This window comes from Streptomyces sp. NPDC054842 (assembly GCF_053611025.1).
In genome coordinates this window covers 59,751-72,618 of record NZ_JBSGZN010000013.1, presented here as the reverse complement: position 1 = coordinate 72,618, position 12,868 = coordinate 59,751, and the positions used below count along the sequence as shown (strand labels likewise).

12 protein-coding genes are annotated in these 12,868 nt (G+C 71.6%); 5 read left to right on the top strand and 7 right to left on the bottom strand.

All coding sequences use genetic code 11. From position 1 onward, the window contains the following. Nucleotides 1-87: 87 nt before the first annotated feature. Nucleotides 88-912, bottom strand: a complete 825-nt coding sequence (locus ACWGIS_RS12860) for a maleylpyruvate isomerase family mycothiol-dependent enzyme (RefSeq protein WP_453362431.1) — start codon at nucleotides 910-912, stop codon at nucleotides 88-90. 144 nt (nucleotides 913-1,056) lie between these two features. On the opposite strand from ACWGIS_RS12860, the gene ACWGIS_RS12855 reads away from it, so the two are divergent. Continuing rightward, a complete protein-coding gene (locus ACWGIS_RS12855; protein WP_453362430.1) occupies nucleotides 1,057-1,851 on the top strand; it encodes a carbon-nitrogen family hydrolase in 795 nt (264 codons plus the stop codon). Between the two features lie 15 nt (nucleotides 1,852-1,866). Here the strand turns inward: ACWGIS_RS12855 and ACWGIS_RS12850 are convergent, their stop codons facing one another. Both ACWGIS_RS12850 and ACWGIS_RS12845 read right to left on the bottom strand, forming a co-directional pair. Continuing rightward, a complete protein-coding gene (locus tag ACWGIS_RS12850; protein WP_453362429.1) occupies nucleotides 1,867-2,361 on the bottom strand; it encodes an LURP-one-related/scramblase family protein in 495 nt (164 codons plus the stop codon). Then, complete coding sequence (locus ACWGIS_RS12845; protein WP_453362428.1) at nucleotides 2,358-3,434, bottom strand: helix-turn-helix domain-containing protein; 1,077 nt, start codon at nucleotides 3,432-3,434, stop codon at nucleotides 2,358-2,360. The genes ACWGIS_RS12850 and ACWGIS_RS12845 overlap by 4 nt, the downstream gene beginning before the upstream one ends. A 208-nt stretch (nucleotides 3,435-3,642) precedes the next feature. Between ACWGIS_RS12845 and ACWGIS_RS12840 the strand changes: the two genes are divergently transcribed. After that, complete coding sequence (locus tag ACWGIS_RS12840) at nucleotides 3,643-4,035, top strand: cupin domain-containing protein (protein WP_453362427.1); 393 nt, start codon at nucleotides 3,643-3,645, stop codon at nucleotides 4,033-4,035. A gap of 105 nt (nucleotides 4,036-4,140) precedes the next feature. On the opposite strand, the gene ACWGIS_RS12835 is transcribed toward ACWGIS_RS12840, so the two are convergent. Beyond that, a complete protein-coding gene (locus ACWGIS_RS12835) occupies nucleotides 4,141-4,434 on the bottom strand; it encodes a hypothetical protein (protein WP_453362426.1) in 294 nt (97 codons plus the stop codon). 151 nt (nucleotides 4,435-4,585) lie between these two features. Between ACWGIS_RS12835 and ACWGIS_RS12830 the strand changes: the two genes are divergently transcribed. Continuing rightward, entirely contained in the window at nucleotides 4,586-6,427 is a 1,842-nt protein-coding gene (locus ACWGIS_RS12830) for a thioredoxin-like domain-containing protein (protein WP_453362425.1), read from the top strand. 510 nt (nucleotides 6,428-6,937) lie between these two features. Here the strand turns inward: ACWGIS_RS12830 and ACWGIS_RS12825 are convergent. The 3 genes from ACWGIS_RS12825 to ACWGIS_RS12815 all read right to left on the bottom strand — a co-directional run bounded on the left by ACWGIS_RS12825 (nucleotide 6,938) and on the right by ACWGIS_RS12815 (nucleotide 10,779). Next, nucleotides 6,938-7,180, bottom strand: coding sequence for a DUF6458 family protein (locus ACWGIS_RS12825; RefSeq protein WP_453362424.1), 243 nt, complete (start codon nucleotides 7,178-7,180; stop codon nucleotides 6,938-6,940). A 79-nt stretch (nucleotides 7,181-7,259) separates the two neighbouring features. Further along, nucleotides 7,260-8,552, bottom strand: a complete 1,293-nt coding sequence (locus ACWGIS_RS12820; RefSeq protein WP_453362423.1) for a M18 family aminopeptidase — start codon at nucleotides 8,550-8,552, stop codon at nucleotides 7,260-7,262. 400 nt (nucleotides 8,553-8,952) lie between these two features. Next, complete coding sequence (locus ACWGIS_RS12815) at nucleotides 8,953-10,779, bottom strand: acyl-CoA dehydrogenase (RefSeq protein WP_453362422.1); 1,827 nt, start codon at nucleotides 10,777-10,779, stop codon at nucleotides 8,953-8,955. Between the two features lie 143 nt (nucleotides 10,780-10,922). On the opposite strand from ACWGIS_RS12815, the gene ACWGIS_RS12810 reads away from it, so the two are divergent. Continuing rightward, the gene (locus tag ACWGIS_RS12810; RefSeq protein WP_121405079.1) at nucleotides 10,923-11,387 is read left to right on the top strand and encodes an SseB family protein; all 465 of its coding nucleotides are present in this window, start codon (nucleotides 10,923-10,925) and stop codon (nucleotides 11,385-11,387) included. Between the two features lie 375 nt (nucleotides 11,388-11,762). Further along, on the top strand, nucleotides 11,763-12,734 hold the full coding sequence (locus tag ACWGIS_RS12805) for a pirin family protein (protein WP_453362421.1): 972 nt from the start codon (nucleotides 11,763-11,765) through the stop codon (nucleotides 12,732-12,734). The last annotated feature ends 134 nt before the right edge of the window (nucleotides 12,735-12,868 follow it).

The window sequence follows — 12,868 nt, the reverse complement described above, 5'->3', positions numbered from 1 at the left end:
GCGCGGGCCGCCCGTGGACAGGGCGTGCCCCCGTACGGGACCCGCGGGCCGGTGACTGGACCGGAGCCCGTGGCCGGGCCGGGTCCGCTACGGCGTGACCGCGAAGTTCCGCAGGATCGCCGCGGTCAGATCCGGGTCGCCCTCCACCTTGATGCGGTCGGCGACGGCGTCGGCGCCGACGCGTCCGCAGGCGAGCCGCACGTACGTCTCCCAGTCCATCGACAGCGTCGCGGCCGGGCCCAGCGAGGGGGTGCCGTCTATCGAGCCGCGGCCGTCCGCGTCCACCCGGACCGTGCGCAGGAACTCGACGGGCCCGTGGACGTCGAGGACCACCGCCGAGTTGGCGGGCGCGCCCGCGTCCTTGGCGACCACCTTCGGCAGCGCGGCGAGCAGCTCGTCACGGGTGATGTACGCGCCGGGCGAGTCCAGGTTGCCCGGCTGCCCGAGGGTGGTCCGCAGGTCCTGCTCGTGCACCCACACGTCGAACGCCCGGTACCGCATGGCCTCTTCGAGCGTCGGCTCGGTGCCCAGCGGGCCGCGCACCTTGGTGTCCGGGCTCCGCGACTCGTTCCGCAGCTGGCGGTTGCGGCGGATGACCGTGTACTCCAGCTCCGACGTCATCTCCGGCGCCGTGTGGTGGCGCCGCACGTCGACCTGCATCTCCATGTACCGCTGGTGCTCGTTCGTCACGTGGTACAGGTCGCGGGGGAGCGTGTGGATCGGCCGCGGGTCGCCCAGCATCTCGCAGTCGAGGCCGATGACGTGCGACACGAGGTCCCGCACCGACCAACCCGGGCACGGCGTACGCCTGTTCCACTCGCCTTCCACGAGCGACGACACCAGCTCCGATATCGCGTCGACGGAATGGGTCCAGGCGTCGGCGTAGGACTGAAGACTGGGATGCAGACTCACGGAACGGGACCCCTCGGGCGGTCGGTACGCGGGCAGTGGGTGTCTTGGAACGCTAAGTTACGCTGCTGTGCGGCACCCCGGCAGTGCTTTGGTGTGACGATCGTAGGCCCGTATAGACGGCTCGAATGCCAGGACGGTGGTAGTGTGCGCGCCTCCCTCATCCAGATCGGTGTAGACGAGGGCGAATCGGTCGATTCGCGAAGGCGCCGAGTCGCCTCCCTCGTACGGGATCAGGCCGGAGTGGATCTCGTCGTCCTCCCGGAGCTGTGGACCACCGGCGCCTTCGCCTACGAGGCCTTCGGCACCGAGGCCGAACCCCTCGAAGGGCCCACGTACGAGGCGATGGCCAAGGCGGCCACCGACGCGGGCGTGTGGCTGCACGCCGGCTCGATCCCCGAGCGGGCCGCCGACGGCACGCTGTACAACACCTCCCTCGTCTTCTCCCCGGACGGACAGCTCGCCGCCTCCTACCGCAAGATCCACCGGTTCGGCTTCGACAAGGGCGAGGCCGTCCTGATGGGCGCCGGGACGGAACTGGTCACCGCACGGCTGGCCGCGACGACCATCGGGCTCGCCACCTGCTACGACCTCCGCTTCCCCGAACTCTTCCGCGGGCTCGTCGACGCGGGCGCCGAGATCCTCGTCGTCCCCGCCGGCTGGCCCGAACGCCGCCGCTCCCACTGGACCCTGCTCGCCCGGGCGAGGGCCGTCGAGAACCAGGCGTACGTGCTCGCCTGCGGAACGGGCGGCACGCACGCGGGAGTTCCCCAGGCCGGTCACTCGATCGTGGTGGACCCCTGGGGCGAGGTGCTCGCGGAGGCGGGCGCCGGCGAGGAGGTCCTCACCGTGGAGCTCGACCCCGCGAAGGTCGGCGCCACCCGGGAGCAGTTCCCGGCGCTGAAGGACCGGGTGCTGGGACTGCGGGCGCCCCGCCGCTAGGACCGGCGCCGCCCCTCAGTCGTCCTCGCGCTCCTTCTCCGCCAGGTGGATGACGCACACCGCCACGGCGATCAGCAGGGCCGAGTCCGCGTCGTCCCGCACCACGTCCACGCCGTAGGTCTCCCGGACGTTCAGCCACCGCCGGGAGATCTGCGCCAGGAGTTCGTTGTCGTAGTCGATGGCGAACTCGCGGTCCATGATCCGGCCGCTGACGTCGAGCTCCGTGCCGTCCACCAGGGAGACCCGGTAGTGGTTGCGCAGCAGCGACAGACGCTTGCGCTTGATGGTGGCCAGGGGGTCGCCGTCCCGCTCGATCACCATGGTGTCGCGCAGGGCGAACATCTTCTGGTGGATGTCGACGAGGACCCGGCCCCGGGCGTCCTTCAGCTCGAAGGTGTCCCGCATCCGCATCGCCTTGCCGTCGACCAGGAACACCTTGTTGCCGTGCTGGTCCTCGATCCAGTAGTCGTCACCGAAACCGAGCAGTCGTTCGCGTACCAGGTATCTCATGCCATCAGGGCTTCCCCGGCGGCTCCTCCGAAACGCCGCCGGTAGGCCGACGGGCTGAGTCCCGTCTCCCGCCGCAGCCGCTCCCGGAGGTTCGCGGCCGTCCCCAGACCGCTGTACCGGGCCACCACGTCGAGCCGTTCCTCGCCCCGTTCGATCAGTCGGCAGGCGAGGGCCACCCGCTCACCCGTGAGCCACGCCAGCGGGGTCGTCCCGAGCTGGGCACGGAACCGCCGGTGGAGGGTGGCCGGGCTGACGGACGCCCGCGCCGCCAGGTCCGCGACCGTCAGGGGGTCGCCGAGGCGCTGCCGGGCCCAGGCCAGCACGGGCCCCAGGGACTCGTCCGGCACCTCGGGCAGCGGCCGCTCCACGAACTGGCGCTGGCCCCCGTCGCGGTGCGCGGCGAAGACCAGCCGCCGGGACACCGCGTTGGCGATCTCCGCCCCGTGGTCCCGCCGCACCACGTACAGCCCCAGGTCGAGCGCCGCGGCACTGCCCGCCGCCGTCAGCACGTCACCCTCGTCCACGAACAGGACGTCCGGCTCCAGCAGCACCCGCGGGTGCAGCGCGCGGAAGGAGTCGGCCCAGCGCCAGTGCGTGGTGGCCCGGCGGCCGTCCAGCAGCCCCGCCTCGGCCAGCGCGAAGGTGCCCGTGCAGAAGCTCATGACACGGGCCCCGCGCGCGTGGGTGCGCCGGATGGCCTCCCGCACGGAGGCGCCGCGCGGCACGACGTTGTCGGGGCGGCCGGGCACGATCAGGGTGTCCGCGTCGTCCACCGCGTCCAGTCCGGGCACCCCGGCGAGCGTGAAGAAGCCGTGGTTCATCCGGACCTCGGGCGTAGGCCCGCACAGCGTCAGCTCGTACAGCGCCCGGTCGAGCCCCAGCTCGGGACGCGGCAGTCCGAACAGCTCGGTGGCGACGCCCACTTCGAAGGGGTTCGTGCTCGCGTCCACGATCACGGCGACCCGGTGGGGACGCGGGGGCGGGGCGTCCGGCGCCGTCCCGGGCCGACGCGGCACGGAACCGTCGGGCCCCTCGGGCAACTCCGGCCCCGCTTGCGAGGATCCTTGCGGCATACGCGATTTCTAGCACTCGCGGGGCTCCCGGACCACACCCGACCATGAGCACATGAGCAGCAGCGAACAGAGCACACCTGACACGGGCACGGCTACGGCTACTGGTGCGGGTATCGGCACCGGTACTGACACGGGCACCGGCACTGGTACTGGTACGGGCACCCGCACCGGTACTGACACGGGTACCGCGACTGGTACCGGCGACCGCGTGGGCGCCGAGCCGATCTCCCTCAGTGCGGCACTCGACTCCTTCGACGACCTCTGGAGCCCTCGCATCGTCACCGCCGTCAACGACTACGACGTACGCGTCGCCAAGGTCGAGGGCGAGCACCTGTGGCACGTGCACGACCACACGGACGAGTTCTTCCTGGTCCTCGACGGCGAGCTGGCCATCTCGCTGCGGGAGGCGGGCGGCGAGCGGACCGTCGTCCTGCCCAAGGGCTCCGTCTTCACCGTCCCGCGCGGCACCGAGCACAAGCCCGTCGCCCCGGCGGGCGCCTCCCTGCTCCTCTTCGAGCCGACCGGCACCCTCACCGTCGGCGACCGCCACGACGACATTCCGGACCACGTCGACGCGACGACCGGACACGCCCTGGACTGACCGGAGCCGCGCGGTTCCGGACCCGGGCCGACCCGGGCACGCGAAAGCCCCCCGCCGCACCGGAGGCGGCGGGGGGCTCGACGCGAACCGGGCGACGCCTACCGGTTACCGGTAGCCGTCCGCCCACATCTCGTCGTCGTCCTCGGCGGCGCGCTCGTCGCCGCGGACGCGCTCACGGACGCCGGCGCCGGGCATCCCGGCGTCCGAACCGTGCCGCTCCCTGCGGTCCCTGTCCTCCATGGGGTCCAGGTCGCGCGGGTTCTCGCGGTTGCGCATGCCCTCGGGGTCCCGCGGGTTCTCGCGGTCGCGCATGCGGTCCCGCATGCCCTCGGGGTCGCGCAGCTCGTCGCGGTCGCGCACACCGGGCTCACGCATGGATTCGTCGGGCTGTCGTGCCATGGAACTGCTCCCTTGCAGTGACCCCCCTGTCGTATTTCGAGCATCACCCCGTCACGCCGTGTGCGCATCCCGTGGCGTTCCGGCTACGTAACGTGACGAAGTTATCCACAGGGGGAAGGGGATCGTGCGGGGCGGGTGGCACCCTTGAGCCATGAACCGCTCCACGCCGCGCCGCGCCCGCGTCCGTGCCCCCGAGCTGGTCGGCACGGGCGGCTGGATCAACACGGGCGGCCGGCCGTACAGCCTCGCCGACCTGCGAGGACGCGTCGTCGTCCTCGATTTTTGGACCTTCTGCTGCATCAACTGCCTGCATGTCCTGGACGAGTTGAGGGAGCTGGAGGAGAAGCATCGGGACACCGTGGTGGTCATCGGGGTGCACTCGCCGAAGTTCGCGCACGAGGCGGAGCACGAGGCGGTCGTGGACGCCGTCGAGCGGTACGGGGTGGAGCATCCCGTCCTGGACGACCCGGAGCTGGCCACCTGGAAGCAGTACGCGGTCCGCGCCTGGCCGACGCTGGTGGTGATCGACCCCGAGGGGTACGTGGTCGCGCAGCACGCGGGCGAGGGGCACGCGCACGCCATCGAGCGGCTCGTCGAGGAGCTGGAGGCCGAGCACGCGGCGAAGGGCACACTGCGCCGCGGGGACGGTCCGTACGTGGCGCCCGAGCCGGTCGCGGGCGACCTCCGCTTCCCCGGCAAGGCGCTGGTGCTGCCGTCCGGGAACTTCCTGGTGAGCGACACGACCCGGCATCAGCTCGTGGAGCTGGAGCCCGACGGTGAGACGGTCGTCCGCCGCATCGGCTCCGGCGTGCGCGGCCTGACGGACGGCGGGCCCGGCACGGCCGCCTTCAACGAACCGCAGGGCCTCGCCCTCCTCGACGGCGGCGCGGTGGTCGTCGCCGACACGGTGAACCACGCCCTGCGCCGGCTCGACCTCGCGGAAGGCGGGATCACGACGCTCGCGGGCACGGGCCGCCAGTGGTGGCGGGGGTCGGCGACGGAAGGGCCCGCGCGCGAGGTGGACCTGTCGTCGCCGTGGGACGTGGCCGTGTTCGGCGGGCGGGTCTGGATCGCGATGGCGGGCGTGCACCAGCTGTGGGTGTACGACCCGGCTGGGGGCGCCTCCGGTGGCGGGACGGTCGCCGTCGCGGCCGGCACGGCGAACGAGGGCCTGGTGGACGGACCGGCCGCGGAGGCGTGGTTCGCGCAGCCGTCGGGTCTCGCCGTCTCCCCCGACGGGCAGCGGCTCTGGCTGGCCGACTCCGAGACCTCGGCGCTGCGCTGGGTGGAGACGGACGGCACCGTGCACACGGCTGTCGGCTCCGGCCTGTTCGACTTCGGGCACCGGGACGGCGCCGCCGGACAGGCGCTGCTCCAGCACCCGTTGGGTGTCACCGCGCTGCCCGACGGCTCGGTGGCCGTCAGCGACACCTACAACCACGCGCTGCGCCGCTTCGACCCGGCCACCGGTGAGGTGACCACGCTGGCGACGGACCTGCGGGAGCCCAGCGACGCGGTGGTGGCCGGTCCGGACCTGGTCGTCGTGGAGTCGGCCCGGCACCGGCTGACCCGGTTGCGGCTGCCCGAGGAGGCGGTGCGCGTCGACGCGGTGGCCCACCGCGCGCAGTGTGCGGCCATCGAAGTCGCCCCGGGTACGGTGCGGTTGGAGGTCGTCTTCCAGGCCCCGGCGGGGCAGAAGCCCGACACGCGGTACGGCCCGTCCACGCGGCTGCTCGTCTCCTCGACGCCGTCGGAGCTGCTGCTGGGCGGCGGGGGCGCGGGAACGGACCTGTCCCGGGAGCTGGAGCTGAACCCGGCCGTCGCCGAGGGGGTGCTGAACGTCTCGGCGATGGCGGCCTCGTGCGACGAGGACCCCGACATCGAGTACCCGGCGTGCCATGTCCACCAGCAGGACTGGGGAGTCCCGGTCCGGCTCACCGCGGACGGCGAGGACCGGCTGCCGCTGGTGCTTGCGGGGATGGACGAGGTCTGAGGCAGGCCGGGGTCCGCCGGGGCGCCGTGCGCGGCGCGTGAGCGTTGCACGTACGGAAGTTGGGGTTTCCCGCTCCGGTGGGGCAGTCGCATGCGGGGAGTTGCGCGTGCCCGTAACGCGCCGGTTCGGCAGTCACGTAAGGGAGTTGGGTGTTCCCGCACCGGTACGGGCGCCGGGCGCGCGCGTCGCGCGTCGCCGCACCGCACCGGTTCGGCAGTCGCGTGCCGGAGTCGTTATCTGCGCCGGTTCGGCACTTACGCACGGGAGTTGTGCGCTCCCGCACCGGCGCGCGAGCCGCGTGCGGTGCGGTGGGCGTTTCGCGGACGGCCGCGGGGGAGGGCGGCGAACGCCGTCCTCCCCCGCGTACCGCGCCCGCGTCCGGCACCCGTCGTGCCATGACCGCCTTCGGGGTGCGTGTGCGGTGCCCGGCCCGGGCGGCCCTCCCCGTCGTCCGGGGGTGGCCGCCGGTGCCGTCGCGGCGGCGGCCTCACTCGGCCGCCGCCGGGCGTGCTAGGCGCCGTAGCCGTCGTTGTAACCGCCCCGGGGACGCTCGTCCGTGACCACCGGGGTGGTGGGCTGTACGACGGTGCGGCGGCGCTTGGCGATGCTGCTGAACGTCGCCACGCCGATGAGTCCGGCGATCATGAAGATGATGCCGACCAGGTCGAGGTTGACCCCTTCCATGTCCCAGTCGGTCGCGAATGTGAGGATCGCACCTACGGCGATCAAAATGATGCACCCGCCCAGGCCCATTGGGTGTCGCCTCCTGTAGCCGACTCGGCTTCTCTTCGGGTCAACTCCGGGTACCCGGGGGCGCGGCGGCCATGCCCGGCTATCCCTCGAGAAACGCGGCGAGGGAGTTGGCCAGCAGAAACGGGTCGTCGGCGCCGCAGAGTTCGCGCGCGCTGTGCATGGACAGGATGGCCACGCCGACGTCGACGGTCCTGATGCCGTGCCGGGCCGCGGTGATGGGCCCGATGGTGGTGCCGCAGGGCATGGAGTTGTTGGAGACGAAGGACTGGAAGGGGACGCCGGCCTTCTCGCAGGCGGCGGCGAAGACCGCGCGGCCCGAACCGTCCGTGGCGTAGCGGTTGTTGACGTTCACCTTGAGGATGGGGCCGCCGTTGGCGCGGGGGTGGTGCGTCGGGTCGTGCCGCTCGGCGTAGTTGGGGTGGACGGCGTGACCGGTGTCGGAGGACAGACAGACGGTGCCGGCGAAGGCGCGGGCCCGGTCCTCGTACGTGCCGCCGCGGGCGAACACCGAGCGCTCCAGGACGGTTCCGAGCAGCGGGCCGTCCGCGCCGGTGTCGGACTGGGAGCCGTTCTCCTCGTGGTCGAAGGCGGCAAACACCGGGATGCAGGGAAGGTCGCCGGCGGCGGAGACGGCGGCGAGGGCGGCGGTGCCGGCGTGCACCGAGAGCAGATTGTCCATGCGCGGGCCCGCGAGCAGTTCCCGGTCGCGGCCCAGGTACGCGGGGGGCTCGACCGAGTGGGTCATCAGGTCCCAGCCGGTGACCTCGCCGGCGGAGAGGCCGGCCTCCTGCTCGACGAAGGAGATCAGGTCGCCCTCGCGGGGGTCGCCGAGGCCCCAGACGGGCTGGAGGTGGCGCTGCTTGTCGAGCTTGAGGCCGTCGGCGGAGACCGAGCGGTCCAGGTGGATGGCGAGCTGGGGTACGCGGAGCAGCGGGCGGTCGATGTTGACCAGCCGGGTGGAGCCGTCGCGCAGCGAGACGCGTCCGGCGAGACCGAGGTCGCGGTCCAGCCAGGAGTTGAGGAGGGGGCCGCCGTAGATCTCCACGGCGACCTGCCGCCAGCCGTGGGCGCCGGTGTCGGGCAGCGGCTTGACCCGCAGGTTGGGGGAGTCGGTGTGCGCGCCGACGATCCGGAACGGGGTGTGCGGGGCGGCGCCCTCCGGGACGTACCAGGCGATGATCGCGCCGCCGCGCAGCACGTACGAGCCGCCGGTCGTGCCGTCCCACGCGTCGGTCTCGGCGACCTGACGGAATCCGGCCTTCTCCAGGCGCTCGGCGGCGTTCGCCACGGCGTGGTACGGCGTGGGTGTCGCCGCCAGGAAGGTCATGAGGTCGTCGGTGTGGCCGCGGTCGAAGCGGGAGGGTGTGCGCATGGGGTTCACCTTAACGACGCCTGAGGGCCCGCTCCCCGGGATGGGGAACGGGCCCTCGTGAGGGGGATGTGAAGGGCGGACACCTGACCGGAGGGTCAGAATCCGGCCACCGCCCCGGACGCCGGCCACCTGGTCACCGGACCGTCGGGCCCGGCCGGGGCGGTCCTCCGCCGGACCATGGGGCCGACCGCGGCGACCCGCTCGCCGGACCGCTCGGCCGCCGAGCCGAGCCGTACCGTCCGCCCGCCGAGCCGAGCCGTACCGTCCGCCGAGCCGCCCGACCTCCAGGGACGACGGGCGCCCCTGCCGACGGGCGTCCCCGCCGGACGGCGCCCCGCAGGACGCCCGGCGGCAGGACGCCGGCCGGCAGGGGCGCGTAGGCCCCCGCCGGCGGTGGTGGCTAGAAGGCGGCCTCGTCCAGCTCCATCAGGTCCAGGTCGACGCCCTCGGCGAGCTTCCGCGCGCCGGTGACGCCGGGGAGGACGTTGGCGGCGAAGAACTTCGCCGCCGCGATCTTGCCGGTGTAGAACGGCTTGTCCTTGGCGGAGGCCGTCTCCAGCTTCTCGGCGGCCACGGCGGCACCGCGCAGCAGCAGGTAGCCGACGACCACGTCACCGGAGGCCATGAGCAGGCGGGTGGTGTTGAGGCCGACCTTGTAGATGTTCTTGACGTCCTGCTCGGTGGCCGCGAGGTCGGTGAGCATCAGGCCGACGATGGCCTCCAGCTCGACGGCCGCCTTGGCGAGCTGCTCGCGGGCGGTCGAGAGCTCCTCGCCGCCGGTGCCGAGCGCCAGGAACTTCTTGATGTCCTCGGCGAGGGAGTTCAGCGCGGCGCCCTGGTTGCGGACGATCTTCCGGAAGAAGAAGTCCTGGCCCTGGATCGCGGTGGTGCCCTCGTACAGGGTGTCGATCTTGGCGTCGCGGATGTACTGCTCGATCGGGTACTCCTGGAGGAACCCGGAGCCGCCGAACGTCTGGAGCGACTGGGCGAGCTGCTCGTAGCCCTTCTCGGAGCCGTAGCCCTTGACGATGGGCAGGAGCAGGTCGTTCATGGCCTCCAGCGCGGTGGCGTCCTCGCCGGCGGACTCCTTGACCTGGATCTCGTCCTGGATCGCGGCGGTGTGCAGCACGAGCGCGCGCATGCCCTCCGCGTACGCCTTCTGCGTCATCAGCGAGCGGCGCACGTCCGGGTGGTGCGTGATGGTGACCTTGGGCGCGGTCTTGTCCATGAAGTTCGCCAGGTCGGGGCCCTGGACGCGCTCCTTGGCGTACTCCAGCGCGTTCAGGTAGCCCGTCGAGAGCGTGGAGATGGCCTTCGTGCCGACCATCATGCGGGCGAACTCGATGATCCGGAACATCTGGCGGATGCCGTCGTGCTTGTCGCCGATCAGCCAGCCCTTGGCGGGGTGGCGGTCGCCGAAGGTCATCTCGCAGGTGTTGGACGCCTTGAGGCCCATCTTGTGCTCGACGTTGGTGGCGTAGACGCCGTTGCGCTCGCCCAGCTCACCGGTCTCGAAGTCGAACTCGTACTTCGGGACGAGGAAGAGGGACAGGCCCTTGGTGCCGGGGCCGGCACCCTCGGGGCGGGCGAGGACGTAGTGGAGGATGTTCTCCGACATGTCGTGCTCGCCGGACGTGATGAAGCGCTTCACGCCCTCGATGTGCCAGGAGCCGTCCTCCTGCTGGACCGCCTTGGTGCGGCCGGCGCCGACGTCCGAGCCGGCGTCCGGCTCGGTGAGCACCATGGTGGAGCCCCACTGCTTGTCGACGGCGATCTTCGCGATGTGCTTCTGGACCTCGTTGCCCTCTTCGAAGAGGATGCCCGCGAAGGCGGGACCGGAGGAGTACATCCAGACGGCCGGGTTGGCGCCGAGCACGAGCTCCGCGTAGGCCCAGATCAGGGAGCGGGGCGTGGTGGTGCCGCCGATCTCCTCGGGCAGGCCGAGCCGCCAGTACTCGGAGTCCATGAAGGCCTGGTAGCTCTTCTTGAAGGAGGCGGGGACCGGCGCCGTGTTCGTCTCCGGGTCGAAGACGGGCGGGTTGCGGTCGGCGTCGGCGAAGGACTCGGCCAGCTCGTTCTCCGAGAGGCGGGTCAGCTCGTCGAGGATGCTCTTGGCGGTGTCGGTGTCCATCTCCTCGAACGGGCCGGTGCCGTACAGCTTGTCGCGCCCGAGCACCTCGAAGAGGTTGAACTCGATGTCGCGGAGATTCGACTTGTAGTGCCCCATGGCGACGGCTCCGTAAAAGATCGGGGAGGCCGGAGTACTGGCAGCCTCGTTACACATACCGGCAAGTAGCTACGATGATGCTACCCGTCGGTAATAAGACGCAACCCCGAGTGGGTCATCTGTGACTCAGTAGTCTTTGCAGCATGTACGGCTACGACCAGAACGCGAGCGCTCAGCAGCAGTACGCCCCGCCGCAGCAGCAGATGCCCGGAGGCTACGGCCAGCAGCCGCCGCTGTACCCCGAGCCGTCCCCACCCTCCCTCGCGGACGCTGTCCGCGCCTTCACCACGGGATCGATGGCCGCCGAGGACTTCCAGCAGATCTTCGCGACCTCGAAGGTCTACTGCCCGCGCGGCGACAACCCCGGCTTCCTCGCGCTGCACAACACCCAGCAGCCCGTGATCCCGATGTTCACCTCGCTCAAGGAGCTGCGCCGGTACGCGGGCAAGGAGTCCAAGTACTTCGTGATCACCGGCGCCGAGGTGATCGACCTGCTGCCGACCGGCTACGGCTTCGTCCTGGACATGGAGGGCGAGCACCGCATGGTCTTCGACGCGAAGGCCGTGGAGCAGATGGTCGACTTCGCCATGCGCCGGATGTACGGCTAGGGCCTGTCGTCTGGATCATGCCGACCCGAGCGGGGTCTGGCACGCACATCTGCGGCGTTGTCGTCGGTCGCCGAATCCCCCACTCTCGGCTTCGCTCGAGCGGGGGGACCCCCATCGCTTCGACTCCCTCCTCCGCCTTGCAGCTGCACGCACCAGACCCCGCTCGGGTCGGCCAAGACGAACCGTCCGTCAAGGCCGGCCTGATCCAAACGACAGACCCTAGTCGCCGTGCCGCGGGCGGCGGGCACGCGCAAGCGCCGCCGACGCACCTCGCCCACGACGGACGCCCGGAGGGAATGCCCTCCGGGCGTCCGTCGTTACGGGTAGCAGAAAGTTCAACAATCAACTAAACTCGAAGCCAAGGAGGTACCCGACATGCCTGCAGTGACCGTCGAGAACCCGCTGACCCTTCCCCGTGTGGTCGCGCCCGCCGACGCCGTGGCCCGTCCCGTCCTCACGGTGACGACCGCGCCCAGTGGCTTCGAGGGCGAGGGCTTCCCGGTGCGCCGGGCCTTCGCCGGGATCAACTACCGCCACCTCGACCCGTTCATCATGATGGACCAGATGGGTGAGGTGGAGTACGCGCCCGGAGAGCCCAAGGGCACGCCCTGGCACCCGCACCGCGGCTTCGAGACCGTCACCTACATCATCGACGGGATCTTCGACCACCAGGACTCCAACGGCGGTGGCGGCACCATCACCAACGGGGACACCCAGTGGATGACGGCGGGCTCGGGACTCCTGCACATCGAGGCGCCGCCGGAGGCGCTCGTGATGTCCGGCGGTCTCTTCCACGGCCTCCAGCTGTGGGTGAACCTGCCGGCCCGCGACAAGATGATGGCGCCGCGCTACCAGGACATCCGCGGCGGCCAGGTCCAGCTGCTCACCACCCCCGACGGCGGCGCGCTGATGAGGGTCATCGCCGGTGAGCTGGACGGCCACCAGGGCCCCGGCATCACGCACACGCCGATCACCATGATCCACGCGACCGTGGCGCCCGGCGCCGAGCTGACGCTTCCGTGGCGCGAGGACTTCAACGGCCTCGCGTACGTCCTCGCCGGACGCGGCAGCGTCGGTGCGGAGCGCCGTCCCGTCCACAAGGGGCAGACCGCCGTCTTCGGCGCCGGTTCCTCGCTGACCGTCCGCGCGGACGAGCGGCAGGACTCGAACACGCCGGACCTGGAGGTCGTGATCCTCGGCGGGCAGCCGATCCGTGAGCCGATGGCCCACTACGGCCCCTTCGTGATGAACACCCGCGAGGAGCTCCAGCAGGCCTTCGAGGACTTCCAGAAGGGCCGGCTCGGCACGGTCCCGGCCGTGCACGGGATGTCCGAGGGCGGCCTGTAGAACCCCCCGGCACCCCGCGGGGACGAGCCCCGGTCCGGGTGCGGACCGGGGCTCGTCCGTGTGCCCGTACGCCCCGGCGGTCCCGGTTCCAGGGCGTTGAAACCGTCGTGAAACCGCGTTGAAGGCGGTGTGCC